The sequence below is a fragment of the Actinomadura graeca genome, from assembly GCF_019175365.1.
GTDB lineage: Bacteria > Actinomycetota > Actinomycetes > Streptosporangiales > Streptosporangiaceae > Spirillospora > Spirillospora graeca.
Genome location: NZ_CP059572.1, coordinates 4,552,622 through 4,574,575 on the forward strand (window position 1 = coordinate 4,552,622; position 21,954 = coordinate 4,574,575).

Annotated in this window: 18 protein-coding genes, 1 pseudogene and 1 riboswitch; of the genes and pseudogenes, 11 read left to right on the forward strand and 8 right to left on the reverse strand. The window is 71.2% G+C overall.

Features of this window, described 5'->3' with window-relative positions:
- Positions 1 to 189: 189 nt before the first annotated feature.
- Positions 190 to 798, forward strand: a complete 609-nt coding sequence (locus AGRA3207_RS20140) for a TenA family protein (protein WP_231328599.1) — start codon at positions 190 to 192, stop codon at positions 796 to 798.
- Positions 799 to 864: 66 nt separating this feature from the next.
- Here the strand turns inward: AGRA3207_RS20140 and AGRA3207_RS20145 are convergent, their stop codons facing one another.
- On the reverse strand, positions 865 to 1,956 hold the full coding sequence (locus AGRA3207_RS20145) for an alkene reductase (RefSeq protein WP_420830759.1): 1,092 nt from the start codon (positions 1,954 to 1,956) through the stop codon (positions 865 to 867).
- Between the two features lie 120 nt (positions 1,957 to 2,076).
- Here AGRA3207_RS20145 and AGRA3207_RS20150 point away from each other — a divergent pair, with 120 nt between their 5' ends.
- On the forward strand, positions 2,077 to 2,523 hold the full coding sequence (locus AGRA3207_RS20150; RefSeq protein WP_231328601.1) for a MarR family winged helix-turn-helix transcriptional regulator: 447 nt from the start codon (positions 2,077 to 2,079) through the stop codon (positions 2,521 to 2,523).
- Between the two features lie 32 nt (positions 2,524 to 2,555).
- The gene (locus AGRA3207_RS20155) at positions 2,556 to 2,840 is read left to right on the forward strand and encodes a hypothetical protein (RefSeq protein WP_231328602.1); all 285 of its coding nucleotides are present in this window, start codon (positions 2,556 to 2,558) and stop codon (positions 2,838 to 2,840) included.
- 31 nt (positions 2,841 to 2,871) lie between these two features.
- Here AGRA3207_RS20155 and AGRA3207_RS20160 read toward each other — a convergent pair whose 3' ends face one another.
- The 4 genes from AGRA3207_RS20160 to AGRA3207_RS20175 form a co-directional block, all read right to left on the reverse strand.
- Positions 2,872 to 3,648 (reverse strand): GOLPH3/VPS74 family protein, encoded by a 777-nt coding sequence (locus AGRA3207_RS20160; protein WP_231328603.1) that lies wholly within the window; start codon positions 3,646 to 3,648, stop codon positions 2,872 to 2,874.
- A gap of 172 nt (positions 3,649 to 3,820) precedes the next feature.
- On the reverse strand, positions 3,821 to 6,169 hold the full coding sequence (locus AGRA3207_RS20165) for a heavy metal translocating P-type ATPase (RefSeq protein ID WP_231328604.1): 2,349 nt from the start codon (positions 6,167 to 6,169) through the stop codon (positions 3,821 to 3,823).
- A 30-nt stretch (positions 6,170 to 6,199) separates the two neighbouring features.
- The gene (locus tag AGRA3207_RS20170; protein ID WP_231328605.1) at positions 6,200 to 7,195 is read right to left on the reverse strand and encodes a hypothetical protein; all 996 of its coding nucleotides are present in this window, start codon (positions 7,193 to 7,195) and stop codon (positions 6,200 to 6,202) included.
- A gap of 22 nt (positions 7,196 to 7,217) precedes the next feature.
- Positions 7,218 to 7,424, reverse strand: coding sequence for a heavy-metal-associated domain-containing protein (locus AGRA3207_RS20175; RefSeq protein WP_231328606.1), 207 nt, complete (start codon positions 7,422 to 7,424; stop codon positions 7,218 to 7,220).
- Positions 7,425 to 7,736: 312 nt separating this feature from the next.
- Here AGRA3207_RS20175 and AGRA3207_RS20180 point away from each other — a divergent pair, with 312 nt between their 5' ends.
- Positions 7,737 to 8,600, forward strand: a complete 864-nt coding sequence (locus tag AGRA3207_RS20180; RefSeq protein WP_231328607.1) for an Fpg/Nei family DNA glycosylase — start codon at positions 7,737 to 7,739, stop codon at positions 8,598 to 8,600.
- A gap of 102 nt (positions 8,601 to 8,702) precedes the next feature.
- On the opposite strand, the gene AGRA3207_RS20185 is transcribed toward AGRA3207_RS20180, so the two are convergent.
- The gene (locus AGRA3207_RS20185; protein WP_231328608.1) at positions 8,703 to 9,143 is read right to left on the reverse strand and encodes an SSI family serine proteinase inhibitor; all 441 of its coding nucleotides are present in this window, start codon (positions 9,141 to 9,143) and stop codon (positions 8,703 to 8,705) included.
- 67 nt (positions 9,144 to 9,210) lie between these two features.
- Here AGRA3207_RS20185 and AGRA3207_RS20190 point away from each other — a divergent pair, with 67 nt between their 5' ends.
- The 5 genes and pseudogenes from AGRA3207_RS20190 to AGRA3207_RS20210 all read left to right on the forward strand — a co-directional run.
- Positions 9,211 to 9,546, forward strand: a complete 336-nt coding sequence (locus AGRA3207_RS20190) for a rhodanese-like domain-containing protein (protein WP_231328609.1) — start codon at positions 9,211 to 9,213, stop codon at positions 9,544 to 9,546.
- A 27-nt stretch (positions 9,547 to 9,573) separates the two neighbouring features.
- A riboswitch (TPP riboswitch) is annotated at positions 9,574 to 9,687 on the forward strand.
- Positions 9,680 to 11,023, forward strand: a complete 1,344-nt coding sequence (locus AGRA3207_RS20195) for a purine-cytosine permease family protein (protein ID WP_231328610.1) — start codon at positions 9,680 to 9,682, stop codon at positions 11,021 to 11,023. (Overlaps the previous riboswitch by 8 nt.)
- A 152-nt stretch (positions 11,024 to 11,175) precedes the next feature.
- Positions 11,176 to 13,179, forward strand: a complete 2,004-nt coding sequence (locus AGRA3207_RS20200) for a PAS domain-containing protein (RefSeq protein ID WP_231328611.1) — start codon at positions 11,176 to 11,178, stop codon at positions 13,177 to 13,179.
- A gap of 390 nt (positions 13,180 to 13,569) precedes the next feature.
- A complete protein-coding gene (locus AGRA3207_RS20205) occupies positions 13,570 to 14,115 on the forward strand; it encodes an ATP-binding protein (protein WP_231328612.1) in 546 nt (181 codons plus the stop codon).
- Between the two features lie 680 nt (positions 14,116 to 14,795).
- Positions 14,796 to 15,005 (forward strand): annotated as a pseudogene (locus AGRA3207_RS20210) (IS110 family transposase); the annotation flags it as partial.
- Positions 15,006 to 15,118: 113 nt separating this feature from the next.
- Here AGRA3207_RS20210 and AGRA3207_RS20215 read toward each other — a convergent pair.
- Both AGRA3207_RS20215 and AGRA3207_RS20220 read right to left on the reverse strand, forming a co-directional pair.
- Positions 15,119 to 15,394, reverse strand: coding sequence for a hypothetical protein (locus tag AGRA3207_RS20215; protein ID WP_231328613.1), 276 nt, complete (start codon positions 15,392 to 15,394; stop codon positions 15,119 to 15,121).
- 2,521 nt (positions 15,395 to 17,915) lie between these two features.
- On the reverse strand, positions 17,916 to 19,136 hold the full coding sequence (locus AGRA3207_RS20220; RefSeq protein ID WP_231328614.1) for an arginine deiminase: 1,221 nt from the start codon (positions 19,134 to 19,136) through the stop codon (positions 17,916 to 17,918).
- Between the two features lie 42 nt (positions 19,137 to 19,178).
- Here AGRA3207_RS20220 and AGRA3207_RS20225 point away from each other — a divergent pair, with 42 nt between their 5' ends.
- Together AGRA3207_RS20225 and tuf are read left to right on the forward strand one after the other, a co-directional pair.
- Entirely contained in the window at positions 19,179 to 20,378 is a 1,200-nt protein-coding gene (locus AGRA3207_RS20225; RefSeq protein ID WP_231328615.1) for an MFS transporter, read from the forward strand.
- A 235-nt stretch (positions 20,379 to 20,613) separates the two neighbouring features.
- Entirely contained in the window at positions 20,614 to 21,798 is a 1,185-nt protein-coding gene (gene tuf, locus AGRA3207_RS20230) for an elongation factor Tu (protein WP_231336329.1), read from the forward strand.
- The last annotated feature ends 156 nt before the right edge of the window (positions 21,799 to 21,954 follow it).

A 21,954-nucleotide genomic window follows, 5' to 3' on the forward strand; every position in this document is an offset into this window, starting at 1 on the left:
TTACATATGACAGCCGGTGTGCCTGGTGTCCCCGGGCCTCACCTTTCGCCTTCACGGAATACCGTCCGGCTGGAGCCGTGTTGTGCCTTTCGCCGAGAGGCGACCCACACACCGGCGTACGACCAGCGCCCCGCCGGGTCACGCGACCCGGCGGGGTCTGGTCATTCAGGGCGATGGAAGACTTGCGGCATGAGTCTCGCTTCGCACCTGGAGGATCTCGGCCGCCCGCTCGTGGAGGAGCAGCTCAAGCACCCGACCGTCGCGGGCATCGCGCGCGGGGACCTCCCCGAAGCGGTGTTCCGGTCCTGGCTGGAGCAGGACTACCTCTTCCTGCACGACTACGTCCGGGTCTTCTCCCGCCTCGCCTGGCAGGCGCCGTCCGCGCACCTCGGCGACCTCGTGGACCTCGCGTACACGACGTTCCACGACGAACTCGACCTGCACCGTTCGCTCTCCGCCTCGTTCGGCGCCGACCTGGACGGCGCGGCGCAGGGCCCCGCCTGCGCCGCTTACACCACGTTCCTGCTGGACAGCGCCGCCACCTACGCCGAGGGGCTCGCCGCGCTCTACCCCTGCATGTGGGGGTACTCGACGCTCGGCGCCCGTCTCGCCGAGGACCCGCCGTCCGAGCCGCGCTACCGCCGCTGGGTCGACACCTATGCCGATCCCGGATTCGCCGCGCTGACGGGCCGCTGCGCCCAGATGATCGACGAGTCGGGGGCCGACGCGGGACGCGCCGAACGCCTGTTCCTGGAAGGTATGCGCCACGAGCTCGCCTTCTGGGACGTGCCGCTCTGACCCTCGGAACCGCCCGCAGGACCGGATGACCGTCAGGACCGGATGACCGTCAGGACCGGATGACCGTCAGGGCCGGGCGGCCGTCAGGGCCGGGTAGTCGACGTACCCCTCGGCCTCCCCGCCGTAGACGAGGTCCGGGATGTACGGCGCCAGCGGCGCGCCGGTGGCGAACCGCGCAGGCAGGTCGGGGTTGGAGATGAACAGGCGCCCGAATGAGAACACGTCCGCCAGGCCCGCCGCGATGACCTCCTCCCCGGCGCGCTGCGCGGTGGCCTCAGGCCCGTTGAAGTTGCCGATGAGCGTTCCCGACCAGCGGGGCCGCAGGTCGGCGAGCGCACCGTAGGCACCGCGCTCGATGACGTGCAGGTACGCGAGGCCGAGCGGGTCGAGCGCGTCGACGAGCGCGCGGTAGGTGCCGCGCGGGTCCCGCTCGGCGATCTCGTTCTCCGGGTTGTCGGGCGAGATCCGCAGTCCGACGCGCCCGGCGCCGATCGCGGCGACGACGGCGTCCACCACGTCCAGGGTGAAGCGGAGCCGGCCGTCGAGCGAACCACCGAACCGGTCGGTGCGCAGGTTGGTGTTCTCGGCGAGGAACTGCTGGAAGAGGTAGCCGTTCGCGCCATGGATCTCCACCCCGTCGAACCCGGCGCGGACCGCGTTGCGCGCCGCGGCGGCGAACGCGGCGACCGTCTCCTCGATCTCGGCGATCGTCATCGCGCGCGGCGTCACGTGATCGAGGTCGCCCTCGTGCGTGAAGATCTGCTCCGACTCGATCCGCACGGCCGACGGCGCCAGGGGGGTCGCCCCGCCGGGCTGGGCGAGCGGATGCGACATGCGCCCGACGTGCCAGAGCTGGGCGAAGATCGTCCCGCCCACCGCGTGGACGTCACCGGTGACCTCGCGCCACCCCGCGACCTGCTCGTCGGTGACCAGGCCGGGGATGCCGGGACCGGCCTTGCCGCGGGGGTCCGGCCAGATCCCCTCGGTGACGATCAGCCCGGCGGCGGCGCGCTGCGCGTAGTAGTGCCTGGTCAGCGGGTGCGGGACGGCGGTGACGTCGTCCGCCCGTCCGCGCGTCATCGGCGCCATCGCGATCCGGTTGGGCAGGGTGAGGTGCGGTCCCTCGTAGGGGTGGAGGAGGGGGCTGGCCATCGTCATCACCTTCCGTGCCGGTGTTCTTACCGTACTGGAATTTGCATGTACCTACATGTGTTGTATGTACATGCAGATATTGGCACCCTGGGTACGATGTGTCAACGGAAAGCCGAGGTGGACGTGATGAGGGCAGACGGGACCGGGATCGACGCCCGGGTCTGGGACGGCGTGGTGACCCTCCACGGCCGCGTCGAGCACCGGCTGGCGAAGGCCCTGCAACGCGGGCACGGCGTCGGGCTCTCGGAGTTCCGGGCGCTGTGCCGGCTCGCGCAGTCCGACGACGGCGAGCTGCGGATGCAGGAGCTCGCCGACCTCATCGGCCTCAACCAGAGTTCGGTCAGCCGGCTCGTCGCCCGGCTGGAGGCCGCCGGCCTCACCGGGCGCGCCATGTGCCCGAAGGACCGGCGCGGCGTCTACACCGTCATCACCGAGGACGGGCGTGACCTGCAAGAGCAGGCGGCCCCGACCTATCTGGCGACCTTGTCCGAGGCGCTCGACGACGCCGCCGCCGACCCCGGCCTCGGGCCGTTCGTCGAAGGACTTCGCGGATTGCTCACGCTGAGTCAGTAACAGCGAGCTCCCGGTGAGATAGATTCGGGCCCGTGCGTGCGAGTCGCGTTCACCGCGTGCCCGCCGGCCGCCGCCTCACGGTGCTGCTCTGGCCGGTCCTGCTCATCGCCATCGCCCTGGTCACGGCGCTGTCCGGATCGGACGAGGCGCGCTGCCCGGCTGGAGGGGGCGTCCCCGTCCCCGCGCCGCTGTCCATGCTGGCGCACCACGGCGGCGAACCGGTCATGGCGCGCTGCCCCACGTCCCCGCCGGTGCGGCCGGCCGAGCGGCGGCACGGTGACCTGCGGATCGGCAGGGAGGCGGTGCCGCGTTTCTGAGGCGTCGGCGCCCGTGTGGCGTTAGGTGGACCTACGACGGGCCCGCAGTGGTGTCGGCGACGAAGGGCGCGCCGCCGTCCGACTGCATCCGCGTGATCGCCCTGCGCACCGCCGGACCCGCCCAGCCGCCCGCCGTCACCGCCGCGACCCGCCGTTCCAGGTCCACGACGTGGGCGAACAGGACGCGGGTCAGGTCGCAGGCGTGCGCGATCTCCAGCAGCGACGCCGTCCGCCGCCCGGGCACGGTGTTGTCGAAATCCGCGCCCGCGAGGGCCGCGTCGAGCCGCGCGAGGATCTCCCGCCTGGGCACCGGGTTCATCTCGGGATGGCTGCTGGAGCGCAGCACGCCGAGGATCCGCTGCTCCTCCTCGGCCAGGATGCCCTGCCCGATGAGCGCGTTGCGCAGCCGCAGCCGCAGGGTCGCGCCGCTCAGATCGGCGACCAGGCGGTGGGCCCGGGCGCCAGGGGCGCGGACGATCCGGGTGAACGCCTCGTCCAGCGCGGGATCGCGCGGCGACGTCACCGGGCCGCCCGGCGATCCGGCATCGCCGAACGACACCGATTCCAGCAGCGGGACGGCCGAAGGGGCGTTCGGCGGGAAGGGGACGTGCGGCGGGAGCGGAGCGGGCGGGCCGGCGTCCGGGACGGCGGGGTGGGCGCGGTCGCCGTCGAGCCGGACGCGGCCGGACACGACCAGTTCGGAGAGGATCGCGCCCGCCAGGGCCAGATCGAGCTTCGCCGCACCGATGACGGGACGCCCGCCGGCCGGATGGATGGCCAGCAGGAGAAGCTCATCAGCAATCCTCATGTGCTCGTGCTCCCTTCGCACTCACCCACTGTGAGACGGCGCGAATCGATACCAGGTTGCCAGGAACACCCGAAAAACGTTAGCGCGCGGCCCCGGGAAAGGGCCGCGCGCTCGGATCGCGAGGTCAGGGCACCGGCGGCGCCCGGCATCCGTCAAGGACCGCAAGGGGTGGTCAGCGCACCGCCGGAACCCCCCGCCGCGCGGATCCGGTGGTCACCGCGCCGTCCTCATCCGCGGACCCCGCGAGCGGCGTGAACCCGCGCAGCCGCAGGCTGTTGCTCACCACGAACACCGACGAGAACGCCATCGCGCCGCCCGCGATCATCGGGGTGAGCAGGCCGGTCGCCGCCAGCGGCAGTGCCGCCACGTTGTAACCGAACGCCCAGAACAGGTTGCCCTTGATCGTCCGGAGCGTGCGCCGGGACAGCCGGATCGCGTCCGCCGCGGCCCGCAGGTCCCCGCGCACCAGCGTCAGGTCGGACGCCTCGATCGCCGCGTCCGTGCCGGTGCCCATCGCGAGGCCCAGGTCGGCCTGGGCGAGCGCGGCGGCGTCGTTGACCCCGTCGCCGACCATCGCGACCGTCCGACCCTCGTCCTGGAGGCGCCGGACGACGTCGACCTTGTCCTTCGGCAGGACCTCGGCGACGACCTCCTCGATCCCGACCGCGTCCGCGACCGCCCGGGCGACGGTCTCGTTGTCGCCGGTCAGCAGGACGGGCCGCAGCCCGAGCCCGCGCAGCCGCGCGACCGCCTCCGCCGACGTCGGCTTGACCTGGTCGGCGACGGTGACGACCGCGCGGGCCTCACCGTCCCAGCCCACCGCGACCGCGGTGCGGCCGAGCGCCTGCGCGTCCGCCATGGCCTTCTTCAGGGCGGGCGTCAGCTCCTGTGCCCACTCGGCCAGCAGTTGCGGGCGGCCGACGAGCACGCCGTGCCCGTCCACCACCCCCTGCACGCCCAGGCCCTCGACGTTGGCGAAGTCCTCGACGGTGCCCAGCGTCCCGGCCCGCTCCGCGGCGCCCCTGGCGATGGCCTGGGCGATGGGGTGCTCGGACGCGTCCTCCAGCGCCCCGGCCAGCCGCAGGACCTCGGTCTCGTCGACGCCCTCGGCGGTGACGACGTCGACCAGGGCCATCCGCCCGGTGGTGACGGTGCCGGTCTTGTCGAGCACGACCGTGTCGACGGCGCGGGTCGACTCCAGCACCTCCGGGCCCTTGATCAGGATGCCGAGCTGCGCGCCGCGTCCCGTCCCGACCATCAGGGCCGTCGGGGTCGCGAGGCCCAGCGCGCACGGGCAGGCGATGATCAGCACGGCGACCGCGGCGGTGAACGCCCCGGCGGCGCCGCCGCCCGTCCCGATCCAGAAGCCGAGCGTGGCGGCCGCCAGCGCGATCACGACCGGGACGAAGACCCCCGAGATCCGGTCGGCGAGCCGCTGTACCTGCGCCTTCCCGGCCTGGGCGTCCTCCACCAGCCGCGCCATCTGCGCGAGCCGGGTGTCGGAGCCGACGCGGGTCGCCCGCACCAGCAGCCGCCCGCCCGCGTTGACGGTCGCGCCGGTGACGGTGTCGCCGGGCCCCACCTCGACCGGGACGGATTCGCCGGTCAGCAGCGACGCGTCCACGGCGGACGAGCCCTCCTCGACCGTCCCGTCCGTGGCGATCTTCTCGCCGGGGCGGACGACGAACACATCGCCCACCGCGAGCCGCTCGACCGGGACGCGCTCCTCCCGGGCCGTGCCCCCGGGGCCGTCCCGGACGACCGAGACCTCCTTGGCGCCGAGCTCCAGCAGCGTCCTCAGCGCGGCGCCCGCGCGGCGCTTGGACCGCGCCTCGAAGTAGCGTCCGGCGAGGATGAACGCGATGACGCCGGACGCGGCCTCCAGGTAGATGTTCATGGACCCGTCCGAGCGGGTCATGGAGAACTCGAAGCCGTGCTTCATCCCCGGCTCGCCTGCCGTCCCGAAGAACAGCGCCCACAGCGACCAGCCGAACGCCGCGAGCGTGCCCACCGACACCAGCGTGTCCATGGTCGCGGCGCCGTGCCGCAGGTTGGTGAAGGCGGCCTTGTGGAACGGCCAGCCCGCGTAGACCACCACCGGCGCCGCGAGCGCCAGCGACAGCCACTGCCAGTTCTCGAACTGCAGGGCCGGGATCATCGCCATCGCGATGACCGGCACGGACAGCACCACCGAGGTGACCAGCCGCTCGCGCAGCGTCCGCAACCCATCGGCGGGCCCGTCCTCGGCGGCCGGGGCCTCGCCGCCGGTGCCGCTCTGGGGCGGCGGGGGCAGCTCGGCGGTGTAGCCCGCCTTCTCGACGGACGCGACCAGGTCCTCGGGAGAAACCCCCGCGGGGAACTCCACCCGGGCCTTCTCGGTGGCGTAGTTGACGGTGGCGGTGACCCCGTCGATCCTGTTGAGGCGCTTCTCGATGCGGGCGGCGCAGGACGCGCACGTCATCCCGCCGATCGCCAGCTCGATCCGCCCGGGTTCCGCGTCGGGTACGGCGCCGGTCGTCATCGCTCCTCCTCTTCCTCGCTCGTACGGGCGTCAGTGCGTGTGGTCGTGGCCCTCGCCGGGCCCTCCGGAAGGCTCTCCGGCGGGCGGGGGCGCCTGCGGCACCGATCCGGCGTGCACGGTGAACTCGGCCGTGCGGACCTTGCCCGCATGCTGGAAGTCGAGGTACAGACGGTAGGCGCCCGCGCTCGGCACCTTGGCGTAGAAGGTGATGCCGGGTCCCGCCTTCGTCTTCCCGTCGCCCGGCTCCCCGTCCGGGTGGACGTGGAGGTAGGCCAGGTCGCCGCTGCGGAGCGCGACCAGATGCCCGTACGCCTCCAGGTACGGTTGCAGGTCCGTGACGGGCTCACCGTCCTTGCCCACCGAGAGGACGAGCCTGCTGGTCCGGCCGGGTGCGAGGCTCCCGCTCAGGCGCACCTCGTAGCCGTCCACCCGGGCGACCTGCTCGGGCTCCGGAAGCGGCGTGAACCGGCCGTCGCCCTCGGCGAAGATGTCGGCGCCCAGGGTCAGCTGCTGCTTCGCCCCCTCGGGCTGGACGTCGGTGAAGAACCGGTAGGTCCCCGCCTTCGGCAGCACCACCTGGACGGCCCAGACCCCGCCGCCGACCTCCGCCGGGTGCAGGTGCTGGAAGCCCGACAGGTCGCGCCGCGCGATGATCAGGTGCAGCCGCTTGCCGTGCAGGGGCGTGAACCCCGTGACGGGCCTGCCGTCCGGCCCGTTGACCGTGAACCTGAAGTCGGTCGGCTCGCCCGGCCGGAACGTCGTCCGGCGGGGGACGAGCGTGTAGCCGTCCTGGGAGATCTGGAGGCCGCCGGGTACCGGGGTACCGGTATCGGCACCGCCGTGCCCGCCGCCGTGCCCGCCCGGTGCGCCGCTCTGCGCGCCGCCCTTCTCACCGCCGTGCCCGCCGTGCCCTCCGGTGTCCGCCGTGGCGCCCACCGGACCGGCGATCTTGCCGATCCCTGCGGCGCCGCCGAAGACGACGGCCAGGCCCAGGGCGTAGGCGCCCAGCTTGGTCGCTGTGTTCATCGTCCTGCTCCGTCCCGCGCGCTCACTGCCTGAGTTCGTATCCGGCCTCCTCGACGGCGCCCTGGATCAGGACGTCGTCGACGGGGCCGTCGCTGGTGACGGTCACCGTGCCGGTCTGGAGGTCCACGTCGACGCCGGTGACGCCCGCGACCCGCTCGACCTCCTCGGTGACCGAGCTGACGCAGTGCCCGCAGGTCATCCCGGTCACGGTGTAGGTGGCGGTGCTCATCTCGCGGCTCCTCATCTCGGTTCATGTACCCCTAGGGGGTATCTTGCGGCCCTCATGGTGCCATAACCCGGCACTCGGCACAACCCGTACCCCCTAGGGGTTATTTCGAGATCTGGATCACACCTCCGCGGCGGCCGCGGCCCGGAGGTTATCCACAGGCACGACGCCCGTCCTCCCCCAGCGCTTTGGGGATATTCGTAGAGGTATCGACCTCGGAAACCGGCCCCTGGCACACGGATCCGGTGTTGTGCACAGGGTTTTCCACAGGGCTTGCCGACTCTGTGGACGGGTTCATCGCGGATACTGGGGAGCATGCCTGAGTTGCCTGAGGTGGAGGCGCTGGCCGGCTTCCTGCGGGAGCGCGCGGTCGGCCATGCCGTCGCCCGCATCGATGTTCTCGCCATCTCCGCGCTGAAGACGTACGACCCGCCGGTGACCTCCCTCGGCGGCCTCACCATCACCGGCGCCGCCCGGCACGGCAAGTTCCTCGACCTCGACGTCGACGGCCTCCACCTGGTGATCCACCTGGCCCGCGCGGGCTGGCTCCGCTGGCGCGACGAGATACCGGCGCGTCCCGTCCGGCCGGGGGGCAAGAACCCGCTCGCCCTGCGCGTCCACCTCGACGACGGCTCCGGTTTCGACCTCACCGAGGCCGGCACGAAGAAGGGCCTGGCCGTCTACGTGGTCCGCGACCCCTCGGACGTCCCCGGCGTCGCGGCGCTCGGACCCGACCCCCTGGACCCCGCCTTCACCGCCGAGGCGCTCGGCGCGATCCTCGCGGGCAAGCGCACCCAGATCAAGGGCCTGCTCCGCGACCAGAAGGTGATCGCCGGGATCGGCAACGCCTACTCCGACGAGGTCCTGCACGTCGCGCGGACGTCCCCGTTCAAGATCGCCTCCTCGTTCACCCCGGACGAGGTCACGGCCCTGCACGAGGCGATCATCACGACCCTGCGGGACGCCGTGGAGCGCTCCCGCGGCCTGGAGGCACAGGACCTCAAGGGCGAGAAGAAGACCGGCCTCCGCGTCCACGGCCGCACCGGGCAGAAATGCCCGGTGTGCGGCGACACCGTCCGCGAGGTCTCCTTCGCCGACTCGTCCCTCCAGTACTGCCCCACCTGCCAGACCGGAGGCAAGCCGCTGGCCGACCGCCGCCTCTCCCGTCTCCTCAAGTGACCGGGGAAAGAGAAGGACCCTGACCGAGGGGTCAGGGTCCAGGGGACGGAAGAGCGGGTCCAGGGGACGGGAAGGACGGGGACCGAGCGGGGAAGCGTCTGGTCAACGGACCTTCGGGACGTCGCCGAAGAGGGCGCCCACCGCACTCCAGCGGTGGAGCTGGCAGCCGTCCTTGCGGGTGAACCGGGTGTCGATCTTCTCGCCCTGCCAGGTGCCCGTGACCGTGGCGATCTCCGGACCGCCGTAGATCTGGGTGCACATCTGGTCCTTGGGGACGGGCTTGAACGGCTGTTTGACCTTGGTGAGCGCCGCGCACGCGTCGGCGGCCTTCGGATGATCGCCGCCGGGCGGCGCGCAGTTGAGGGTCCAGGTCTTGGCCGGTGCCTCCGCAGAGGCCCGGACCTGGATTCTGAGGCTGTCCGCCGGGGTACCCGAAGGCTGGACGGACGTCGTGCCCGAGGGCTGGTCGGCGGGCTTGCCGGAGGACTGTTCGTCGCCGCAGGCCGCCAGTGAGAGGATCATGGCGAGGCCGGGCGTCGTCAAGAGGAGCGTCCGATACCGCATACGTGATTCGACGCGGTGGGGCCATGCGCGGTTCCATGGGGGTGTGATGAATTTCGGGGACGACGTGCCGGCGGTCGACGCCGCTGACGTTCCGCAGGATGCGTACCTGCTGGACGTGCGCGAACAGGAGGAATGGGACGCGGGGCACGCACCCGGGGCGGTCCACATCCCGATGGGCCAGCTGGGAGACCGGGCGTCGGAGGTGCCCCGCGACCAGGACGTCTTCGTGATCTGCCGGTCCGGCGCGCGGTCCGCCCAGGTGACGGTCGCGCTCAACCAGGCGGGGTGGCTGGCCCGGAACGTCGACGGCGGGATGAAGCGGTGGGCCGAGGCGGGGCGTCCGATGGAGGCCACCGGTGACGGGCCGCCGTACGTTGCCTGACTTTTTGGGCCCTGTACCATCGGTTTGACCGATATCCGCGGGAGCTCGGGCTGACCGGGCTGAGAGGGTGACTCGCAGGCGTCACCGACCGCATGAACCTGTCCGGGTAATGCCGGCGTAGGGAGTGTGTTCCATGACGTCCGCCCTCGGCGCGCGCGCCAACGAGCGCCCACGGGACGAGGTCCCCTACACCCTCGACGAGCCGGCGCCGAAGGTCCTCGGCTTCTGGGACCAGAGCGCTTTCTGGGCGAACCTCGGCGTCAGTTTGTTCGCGTTCTCCGGCGCCTACACCGTCCTGGCGCCGGGCACGGACGGCAAGCCGACGCTGTCGATCGTGGCGGGGATCGTCGCGATGGCCGTGGGGACCGCGCTGGGCGGGCTGATGCTCGGCCTCGCCGCGGCACCCGGCGCGCGGACGGGCCAGCCCGCGATGGTGCTCTTGCGGGGACTGTTCGGCGCGCGGCTGTCCTACGCACCCACCGTGCTGAACATCGCCCAGTTGGTGGGCTGGGGGACCTTTGAACTGATCGTCATAGCGGACGCCGCGCGCGCTCTCTGGGACGGCGTTCCGCGGTGGGCCTACGTCATCACGGCCGGGGTCATCACGACCGTGTTGACCATCTGGCCGCTCGGCTCGGTGCGGATGCTGCGCCGGTACGTGACCGCCGCGGTCATGGTCGCGCTCGTGTACTTCTACATCCAGCTCGTGCGCGAGCCACTTCCTGACCTCACGGACGGCTCCTGGGGCGGATTCTGGATCGGGGCAGACGCGGCGCTGGCCGTCTCCATCTCCTGGGTCCCGGTCGCCGCCGACTACACACGGCACGCCCGAAGCGCGCGCGGGGCGTTCGGTGCCGCGTCCATCGGATACTCGGTCACGCAGATCATCGCCTACGTCCTCGGGCTGCTCGCCCTGGCCCTGGTGGCGGGCGACTCCTCGAAGGTCTTCGACCCGTTCCTGAACGTGACCCTCGGCGTGCTGTTCTTCGCGGTGTTCGTGCTGCGCGAGGCCGACCAGTCGTTCGCGAACGTGTACTCCACGGCCGTCTCGATCCAGAACCTCGTCCCCCGCGCGGACAGGCGGGTCCTCACGATCGCGCTCGGCACGGGCATCACCGTCCTCGCGCTGGTTCTGGACATCGGCGACTACGCGGGATTCCTGTCACTGATCGGCTCGGTGTTCGTCCCCCTCCTCGGCGTCCTCGCCGCCGATTTCTTCCTCGGCAGGGGACGTGAATGGGACATGTCGCGGACCGCGCCGTCGCGGTGGGGGATGATCGCGGCGTGGGCGCTCGGCGTGATCGCCTACCAGCTGATCAACCCGGGCACCGTGAGCCGGTGGGCCGGGTTCTGGACGGACGTCCAGGACGCGCTGCACTTCACCCCCCAGAGCTGGATGAGCGCCTCACTGCTGTCGTTCCTGGTGGCCGCCACCGCCGCGCTGGTCATCGGAAGAATGGCGCGGACGGCACACTGAGCACCCTCCGCCGCGCCCGGAAGCACCCGCGGCGGAGGCCCGAATACGCCGCCGTCACGCCCCTGAAGTGGCGTTCTTCCGGTAGATCGCGGTGTCCGGTGGGAACTTTTCGGTCCTGGTTGGCGGGCGCGGCACCCGGCCGCGGTGGCACGATGACAGACGTGCACCACCACGTCCACGACCCGATCGCGCGCGCCGTCATCGAGAGCGCCGCCGACGCGATCGTGGCCGTCGACCAGCGGCACCGCGTCACGGTGTGGAACCCGGCGGCCGAGCGGATGTTCGGCTGGACGGCCGAGGAGATGGTCGGGCGGGTCCCGCCGATCGTCCCCGACGAGCTGAAGGCCGAGCACAACGCCGTCCAGGAGCGGCTGCTCACCCGGCGGGCCGGGGAGGGCGAGAGCGGGCAGATCTCGATCGCGACGCGGCGGTTCCACCAGGACGGCCACCTCATCGACGTGCGCATCGACACGAGCCTGCTGAAGGACCCGGGCGGCACGCCGCTCGGCTGGGTCGGGGTGTACCACCCGGTGGAGGACGACGAGATCGTCCAGCACCACATGGCCGAGCGGGCGCGGCTCGTCCGGCGGCTGAACGACATCGTCGCCGACCTGAACGCCGAGCTCGACCTCGCGGTCGTGCTCGACCGGATCACGGCCGCGCTCATCGAGCTGACCGGCGCCGACGCCGGCGGATTCGTGCGGATCGAGGGCGAGCGGCTCCGGCTGGTCAGCATGTCCGGGCTGCCCGAGCACATGCGCGGCACGTCCGCGGAGCTGCGGCCGAGCCTGGTCGGCGAACTGCTGCGATCGGGCAAGACGGTGAAGCTCGCGACCGGCGAGCGGCGCCTCGGCGACCTCGTCTGGTCCGAGCTGGACGGCCTGCACACGGTCGCGCTCGGTCTGTCCTACCTGCAGAACCGCCCGTACGGCGCGCTGTACGCGCTGTTCTCGGGCCGCAAGGTCGGGCACATGGAGCTGGAGCTGCTGGAGCTCCTCGCCGGGCACGCAGGCGTCGCGGTCGGGAACGCCGTCGCCTACGCCGAGGTCGTCCGGCAGCGCGCGCACGAGCGCGCCGTCATCGACTCCAGCGCGGACGGCATCGCCGTCCTCGACCACGACCTCGTCGTCCGGCAGTGGAACCCCGCCGCGCACACCCTCACCGGCATCCCGCCCGAGGACGCGCTCGGCCGCCCGCTGCCGTTCGCGATGCCCGCGCTGGGCGAGATGCTCACGTTCCCGCTGGAGTCGGGGACCTGGCTGAACGTGCTGGCCGCCGAGATCGAGGAGACCGGCGAGCTGGTCGTGGACTTCCGCGACGTCTCCGAGGCCAAGGCCCTCGAAGAGGCCAAGGACCTGTTCCTCGCGACGACCAGCCACGAGCTGCGCACCCCGATCACGGTCGTGCAGGGCTTCGCGTCCACGCTGGTCAACCGGTGGGACGAGCTGGCCGATCCCGACCGCCGCACCGCCGTGGCCACGATCGCCGAGCGCGCCCAGTCGCTCGCCCGCCTCGTCGAGCACCTGCTGCTGGGCTCCCGCGCGGGCGCCGACGAGCTGGCCGTGACGATCGAGCCGTTCGACCTGACCCGCGTCCTAGAGGGCGTGGTCGGCGGGTTCCGGTCCCTGTCGCCGCTGCACCGCGTCGAACTGGAGATCGCACCGGACCTCCCGCCCGCGCAGGGCGACCCGATGGCGACCGACATCGTCCTCGGACAGCTTCTGGAGAACGCCTTCAAGTACTCACCGAACGGCGGGACGGTCTGGGTCCGCGCGCGCGCCGAGGGCCCCGACGTCATCGTGACGGTCGTGGACGAGGGCATCGGCATCGCCCCGGGCGACCACGACCGGATCTTCGAACGGTTCGTCCAGGGCGAGGCCGGGGACCGGCGCCGGTTCGGCGGCATCGGGCTCGGCCTCTACATCGTCAAACGGCTCACCGAAGCCCAGGGTGGGACGATTTCGGCGCACCCGGGCCGACCCTACAGTGATGCATTTCACACCAAGTCGCGAAAAGTCGGATCTGGTGTGACGACGATCTCAGACGGCGGCGGTCCCACTCCTCGAACGCATATCCGGAAAAGCGTCGCGACCGGGCACGACACCACCCCTCCGGGGGAGGGTACCTGCATGCGACTCGCCCTCCGCAGGGCCTGATCGACTCCGCGAGGACGGTTACTGTCCGTGACGATAGAGGGTGCTGGACCAGCGGGTGAGAACGCTGTGACCGGCGCTTTCCCCCTTCCTGACAGGTGGCAGCCTGGGCTTCTGCGGAAAAGTTCGGTGGCTGCAGGGTGTGATGGACGAAACGCGCGCGTGAGGAGTAATCCGCCGTTGGCTGGATAGATCCATTGTTGGTCGCCGTTGGTGACGAGATTCCGTTCCGACGCCGCAAACGGGGGTGATCACCGTGACCGGACGCCCGAAGACTCGTTGTGCAGGTGGCGAACCACATCCCCCGTGTTTCCGGCCGGTGACATTGGGGCATTTCGGTCGTACCGGAAGGGCTGCGACGGGCCTCGTCCGAGTCAGCGAATCCACGAGGAGGTGAGGGCGTCGAGCGTCGTACTACTGCCACACGCGCCGTCGAGCGTCGCGGTCGCCCGCAAGCGCCTCAGCTCCGATCTGGTCGCCTCCGGCGTCTACGAGTCCATCGTCGACGACGCCAGCGTGATCGTGAGCGAGCTCCTCAGCAACGCCCTCCGCCACGCGCGCCCCCTCCCGTCCGGCCAGGTCAAGGTCTGCTGGCTCCGACGCGGCGACCTCCTGGAACTGGAGGTCAGCGACGGCGGCGCCATGACCGAGCCCCGGCGCGGCCCCGGCACCCTGTCCTCACTCGGCGGCCGCGGCCTCGGCATCGTCGAGGCCCTCTCCGAAGGCTGGGGCGTCCGCCACGAAGACGGCGCCACCACGGTCTGGGCCGTCCTCCGCGCCCCCCGCTCGACCAGCGCCAACGGCTCCGCCACCCCCGCCGACGCCCACGCCGCCGTGCCCGAGCCGGCCGACCTCCCCGACACGGTCGGCGAACCGGACAGCCACCTTTTCAGCGGAACCAGGTATGGAGCGGCCCCAAGCCGGGCATACCCCGGCTAGAGAGACCAGCACCTCACCTTGTATGGTCCTCTTCAAGCTCGGGCGCTGTCGTGCCCCCGTCGACACCGCCCGAGCTGTTTTTATTGTGTTGTTCTTGGCGTCGGGCCTTGGCGGCCCTCCTTCGGCGAACAACACGGCGATCGCTGCATCGCTCCGAACTCGCCCTAGAGGGCTCGCTGCGCGATCAGATCCTCGCTTCGCTCGTATCTGCCTTCGGACGCGATCGCAACGTCCCGGTCCCAGCCACCTGAGGCTACGACTCACCCCCTCACCCCCTCACCCCCTCACCCACCACATCCACGCCACGGCCCCCGCCACGACCGTGACGCACATTCCAGCGACAACCCACCACCACGACGCGCACCACACCAGACACACCGTGGCCAAGCCCAGCCACCCAGAACCGCGAGACACCGCGCCCACGCGCAGCAGCCCCGCCAGAAGATCGAGCGCATCAATAGACGCGCGACCCCCGGCTGCGCAGAGGGTCCCTGCAGCCGCTCAACCACGCCAGGACGGCCCAACAATCACCCCGAGCAAGCGGGATGCACACCCCGACGCCCCGCCCTGAGCGTCGCAAACAAACCTCTCCTAGCGAGCCCAGGAAGCACGCCTGCGCGCCTCGTACCGGGACCATCCCGCATGGTGCAGAGACCACCGGTCGCCGACAATGTGCTCCTCGGGACGACTCCATGCACCATCGCCCGATGCCCGCGGACTCCGAGCTCGTGCAGGCCATCGCAGTGCTGGCACGCGCCCAGCAGGACGCGGTCTGGAACCGCCAACAGCTGGCCAACCAGTTCCGGTCTCTGCTCCTTGAGGTTCGCCCAGCGGCCTCGGACGCCTTCCTGAGCACCGGCCTGACCTGCCGCGAGGCCAGGTCAGTACTCTGACCTGCACCGACACCCGGCAAGGCCGCACGGATGACTCGCCACGGACTGGTGTCTGCGACGGCCGGGTGCGCGGGGACCAGGCACGCCGAGCAGTTCTCGTACGGCGTGCGTCAGCCGGTCGCGATGAAGGAGAACTCCCGGTCGGATGCGGGTCCGGAGCTCTCAGTCGTGACGACCCTGAAGCCCTGGTTGGTGATCTCGATCGGGTAGGCGCCGTCGAGTCCGTCCTCGGCCTCGACCACAGAGGTGACCACGACGGGAAGCGCCGAGAATGTGCGGTCGAGCGTGACGGTGTAGTAGCCCGGCTTGTCGCGGCGTGCTTTGAAGCCGGTGCCGGCCTTGGGCGTGCCCTCGCGGTCGACCCATCCATACACAGAGACCGTCATTGTCGTTCCTTCCCCCGGAGCGGTGATGTCAGCTAGCCCTTATGGGCGGGACGTGCGTGGGCAGGGCACCACGACCCGGTGACACCGAACCCATACCCTGCAACTACAATGTGTAATCATTCGTGTCGAATGGGTAACTCATCGTGTCTTAGGTGTGGTCGCCCTGCCGCGGACGCTTGATTCTTAGCCGCACCGGATGCTTGCGAGGGCACCTCCCCGGCGTGTGAGGAAGACGTCGACCGTGACGTCGTAAACCACCTGCGAGTGGCCCCCCGCTTGCGTGCGCGAAGAGCACTCGTCGGACGCGTCCGGCCTTCCGTACCAAATGGGATCTTCCCTACGCGCGCAGGGAGCGCTCCGACAGCAACCGGATGGAGGTGTTGTGCCAGGGATTGTCCTGCGTGCGCTGACGGCTCCGGACCTCATCGCCCTGCGAGGGCACCCTCTCGGCGTGTGGGGAGCACGTCGGCCGTGACGTCGTGGACCACCTGCGAGTGGACCCCTGCATGCGCGGTGCCGCGTGCCAGCTCGGCGACGACGGAGGACCCACCCTGCGTGTGCGAGGAGCACGAGACCGGGAGTTGAACGCCTCTTCAACCAGAAGCTTCCCTGTGGCATAGGAAGCACCGGACCGGGTCGTCTGGCCCCTTCGACCCGTGGGACCTTCTCTGTAGGCGTAGGGAGCACGCCGCGCAGGGACGTCGGCCCGGCCGTCCCCGGGCACCTTCCCTACGTGCGCGGGGAGCACCAACGGCTCCGGACCTCATCGCCCTGCGAGGGCACCTACCCTGCATGTGGAAACACGCCGACCGTGACGTCGCGAACCACCTGCGAGCGAGCCCCTCCCTGCGTGCGCGGGGAGCACCCGGCTTTCAGTCCTGGCGACATTGGGGAGGACCATTCCCACGTGTCCGGGGCACGCGTGGGTACGGACCGGGAACATCGAGGACGGACCATCCTGTACGCGCCGGGAGCACGCCCGGCCGATCATCGCCTCGGCAAGCACGACCGAACCATCCGGCGTGCGGGAGAGCGCACCGTCGCCGCCGCGTCGCGCCCTGGCCGCCGGACCCTCCCTGCGTGCGCGGGCAGCACTCACGGCTCCGATCCTCATCGCCCTTCCTGCATGCGCGGTGAGCACGCCATGCCGCGCACCAGCTCGGCGACGTCGGGGGACCTACGCTGCATGCGCGGTAAGCACGGAATCAGGCCGTCCGGTTCCGCCGACGGGGTAGGACCTTCCCTGTACGCGTAGGAAGCGCCGCGCAGGCCATCGACCCGGCCGCCCCGGCAGTACCTTCCTACGTGCGTGAGGGCGCACGACCGCGCCGCAGGGCGCTCAGGGACGTAGAGGGGCCCCGCGTGCGTGGGGAGTACAGGACCAGGTAGTCCGGCTCCGCCCACCGGGTGGGACCTTCCTTGTAAGCGTAGCGAGCGCGCCGCGCAGGACGTCGTTCCGGCAGTCCCGGCGGTACCTTCCCGACGTGCGCGGGGCGCACGGCCGCGCCACGGGAACACCCAGGACGAGGGGGATACTCTCTGCGCGGCGGGGAGCACCCCTTCAGCTCGATGCTCCCCGACGCAAGTCGCGGGACCTCCCTGCGTGCGTGGGGGCATCGGGAGACGTCTGGATCTCGGGACGTCGGACTCCCTCCGTGCGCCGGGAGCACGTGATCCCGGCACTGCGCGGCGGCGCCACGCGGTGGGACTCCGTGCGTGGGCGGGGATCATCCCGCTACCAGGCCCCTGATCATCGCGGCCCTGTCGGACTCCCTACGTACGCGGGAAGCATTCCTGAACGGGCCAGGGTGGAGGCAACCTGAGGTCGGGCTCCCTGCGTGCGCGGGGAGCATTGTTTCCTCGGGGGGTTCGTCGTCGGGGAGCGGTCGGGCTCCCTGCGTGCGCGGGAGCATATGGGTCGATGGTGGCGGCGGGACCCGGCGCGGTCGGGCTCCCTGCGTGCACGGGGAGCATGCCGCGGCGCCACGGGTTATGTGGCCGGTGTCGTCGGGCTCCCTGCGTGCACGGGGAGCATGCTTGCTGACCTGCGGTTCTGTCGGCCAATAGGGGGCGCACGGGAGCACTATGCTGGGTTCGGGCATTTCCGGCGGCGGAGCTATGGCTGCGGGGCGGCGGTGCTTGCGGGCGCTCCAGCCAGTTGGCGGGGACGGCTCGTCCGATCACGCCCGAAGGGTGATACCTGCTGAACCCGTAGCTCCGGTTGCCCCTACGACGCGGCGACCTGAGCGCCTGCGAGGCCGCGGAAACGCTCGTGCGCCCGTTACGCGGACGCGGAGAGGCTGACGGCCCTTCACCGCGTCCGCCCTGACGGAAGGCGCCTTGCGGAACTCGCCGCGCATTGTCTTCCACCTGCGGACCGTCTGGCCAGCCCGCAGCGACCTCAGGGCGTGCGATCGCATGCGAAGCCAGTTTCGAGCTTGCGAGGAACTGATCGCGCAGCGAGCCCCCAGGCGAGCCGGAGCGATGCAGCGATCGCCGCGTCGCCCGTGGAAGGAGGGCGTTAAACGCCCGACGCCGAGGGTGATGCTCTGAATATCGGACATGACATGCAGCGGGGGCCGCCTCGGCCTGTGCCTAGTTCGCTGCCGGTTATGCGGATGACTTCTATGCCTGCTGCTTCTAGTTGGGCGTTAGTCTCTATGTTGCGTTCGTAGGCGACGCAGAGGCGGGGGGCTACGGCGAGGGTGTTGTTGCCGTCGTCCCATTGTTCGCGTTCGGCTGTGACGGGGTCCAGGCCGGTGTCGATGACCTTGAGGCGGTCCAGGCCCATGGCTTCGGCGGCGGATTCCAGGAAGGGGCGGGGTTCGGTGACGTGGAGGTCGCCGTCCACCAGGGTGACCGTGTAGGCGGTCAGGGAGTGGGCGACCGGGGGGTACATGACGACGGTGTCGACGTCGACCATGGTGCAGACGGTGTCGAGGTGCATCGTGGCGCGTTCCTGGGCGATGGGGACGGCCAGGATGGTGTGGGCCAGGCCGGCGCCGATGACCTGGCGGGCGAGGCGTTCCACGCCTGCGGGGGTCGTCCGCTCGCCGGTGCCGACGGCGATGACGCCGGGGCACAGGAGGAGGATGTCTCCGCCTTCCAGGTGTTCGAGGTCCGGGGTGTACACCGGTTCCACGCCGGCGAAGCGGGGGTGGTGGGCGTAGATCAGGCCGGTCAGGGACGCCTCGCGGCGGCGGGCCTCCATGGCGAGGCTGGTGACGGCGACCCTGTTGCCGATCCAGGTGCTGTTGTCGCGGGTGAACAGCAGGCCGGGGAGGGGGTCGATGATGAAGTCGACGCGGTCCATGAGGCGGTAGACCAGGCCGTGGCCGGACTTCAGCTCCTCGTGGGCCAGTCCGGCGATGAGGGTGTGGGCGAGGTTCTCGGGGTCCTGGTCGCGCAGGTAGCCCTCGACGACGCCGCGGAGCTGGTCGCCCAGGCGGAGGTCGGCGGTGGCGTCGGCGATCGCGCGTTCCCTGGCCGCTTCGTATTCGAGGGCGTCCTGGAGCAGTTCGGTGACGTAGAGGACTTCGACGCCGCGTGAGCGGAGGGCCTCGGCGAAGGCGTCGTGTTCCTCTTGGGCGCGGCCGACCCAGGGGATGGCGTCGAACAGCAGCTTGTCGCTGTTGCGCGGGGTGAGCCTTTTCAGTTCCGCGCCGGGACGGTGCAGCATGACGGTCCGCAGCCGCCCGACCTCGCTGGTGACCGTGTGCTCGTGCGCCGTTGTGTCCGTCACAGGAGAAAGTCTAGGTCGCCGGTGGTGTGACAGGATTCCGGGGTGATCGGCAGGACGGCCGCGCTCCCCCTTCATCTCACGGCCGCCACGCTCCTTCGGGTCTCCGCCGAAGGCTTGGCGACGGCGCTGGTCCTCACCGTCCAGGCGCGGACGGGGCATGCCGCGAGCGCCGGGTACCTGCAGACCGCGATGACGCTGCCGTATGTGCTGAGCGGGCCGGTGGTCGGAAATCTGATCGACCGGGTGGCGCGCCCTCGGCGTGTCGCGGTCGTCATGGCGGCCGGGTACGCCGTGGCGACGGCGGTGCTGCTGATGGTTGCGGGGCGTTCGCCGTTGGTGCTCGCCTTGTGCGTGGCGGCGGTGATCGGGTGCACGGAGCCGGTGGTGGTGGCCCTGACCAGCCTTCTTCCGCGGTTCGTCGAGAAAGGACGGCTGTCCAGGGCGTATGGGTTGGAGGCTTCCAGTTACAACCTTGCGGCCATCGCGGGACCCGGGTTGGCGGCGGTGCTCGCGGCATCGCTGGGCGGGCAGTACGCCGGAATCGCCATTGTCTGTGCCGCTGTAGCGGGGATGTTCGTACTGCCCCTTTTGCCCTTCCCTGGGGTCGCGAGCGCCTCCGGGGGCGGGGGGTGGCGGACGGTCATCTCGGGCGGGCTGGTCGTCCTGGCCGAGGGGCGGGTGCTGCGGGCGCTGACGGCGGCGACGACGCTGGCGTGGCTGGCGTTCGGCGGGGTCGCCGTGACGGCGGTGCTGCTCGCCCAGCACATCGGGGCCGCGCCGAGCGCGGGCGGGAAGCTGCTGGTGGCCATGGCGATCGGGTCGTTCCTGGGGTCGCTCGCGTCCAGCCGGTGGCTGACGCCCCGGCACGCCGAGCCGGTGATGCTGGGCGGGCTGGTCGCGTTCGGCGCGGCGCTGGCGTCGCTGGCGGTGGTGCCGTCGCTTCCGTGGGCGATGGCCGCCTTCGCGGCGGCGGGGGTGTTCGAGGGGCCGTTGTTCGCGGCGACGCTGATGCTGCGGCAGCGGGAGTCGCCGCCGGACCGGCTCGGGCAGGTCAACACGACGGCGGGAAGCCTCAAGATCGCCGCGTCGGCGCTGGGGGCGGCGCTGACCGCCGCGTCGGCGGACGCGGTGGGTCCGGTCGGGCTCGTCCTGGCGATCGCGTCCTTCCAGTTCGCGGGGGCCGCGGTGGGATGGTTCCTGCTGCGCGGAAAACCTGTCGACTTCCCCGATGACGGCTCGTAGTCTGCGGACCATGTTCCTCGCAGCCGGCACCCGCACGCTCGCAGGCGACCGCCTGCTGAGCGCGGTGCCGGCTGCCTTCCCGGCAGCGGCGGCGGACGCGGTCGCCAACGGCGGCGCGCGACGCTGACCCCTCTCCGTCCACCTCCGGAGAACCAGCGGAGGGGGGTGGACCACGACGCGCGTGCCCTGGGGACGCGCGTGGTTCTCACCGGATCCACCAGTGAGGACGAAGATCATGGTCAAGCAGGCGTACGAGCGCGCCAAGCCGCATCTCAACATCGGGACGATCGGGCACGTCGACCACGGCAAGACCACCCTGACCGCGGCGATCACCAGTGTGCTCGCCTCGCGGGGGCTGGCGTCCGCCGTGCCGTTCGAGGGCATCGACCGCGCCCCCGAGGAGCGCGACCGCGGCATCACCATCAACGTCGCGCACGTCGAGTACGCGACCGGGACACGGCACTACGCCCACGTCGACATGCCCGGCCACGCCGACTACGTGAAGAACATGATCACGGGTGCGGCGCAGGTGGACGGGGCCGTGCTGGTCGTCTCGGCGCAGGACGGCGCGATGCCGCAGACGCGGGAGCACATCGTGCTCGCGCACCAGGTCGGCGTCCGGCACATCGTCGTGGCGCTGAACAAGGCCGACATGGTCGAGGACGGCGAGATCCTCGACCTGGTCGAGCTGGAGGTGCGGGAGCTGCTGTCGGAGTACGGGTTCCCCGGTGAGGAGGTCCCGGTCGTGCGGGTGTCGGGGTTGCGAGCGCTGGAGGGCGACCCGTACTGGACGGCCCGGATCGGCGACCTGCTCGACGCGATCGACACGTACGTGCCGGTGCCCGAGCGGGTGCTGGACAGGCCGTTCCTCATGCCGGTGGAGAACGTCCTCACCATCACCGGGCGCGGGACGGTCGTGACCGGCGTCGTGGCGCAGGGCGCGCTCCGTCTCGGCGACGCGGTGGAGATCGTCGGGCTGAGCGAGTCGTTCGGCTCCGTCGCGACGGGGCTGGAGACGTTCGGCCGGTCGATGGACCACGCGGAGGCGGGCGACAACACCGCCATGCTGCTCCGCGGCGTCCGGCGCGACCAGGTGCGGCGCGGTCAAGTGATCAGCACGCCGGGCGCGATCCGGCCGCACACGCGGTTCCGGGCGCGCGTCCGGGTGCTGACGGCGCAGGAGGGCGGCCGGAGCGGGCCGTTCTTCCACGGCTACCGGCCGCAGTTCCACTTCCGCACCACGGACGTGGCCGGCGGCGTGGACCTCGGCGGCGACGGCGGCATGGCGCTGCCCGGCGACACCGTCGAGATGGCCGTCGAGCTCGGCAGGCCCGTCGCGATGACCGAGGGGCTCGGCTTCGCCATCCGTGAGGGCGGCCTGACGGTCGGTGCGGGCACGGTGACCGCGCTGCTCGGCTAGGGCGCCTCGCGATCCCGGTTCGGGGCCCGGCGGACGGACCGTCCGCCGGGCCCCGGAATTCTCCTGGGCGAGCGGCCGCGAACGGCTGGCGGATGCGATCTTGATGTGGTGGGATTTCGACGTCATCCCCGGTGAACCCCCCCAATCTGGAGATTT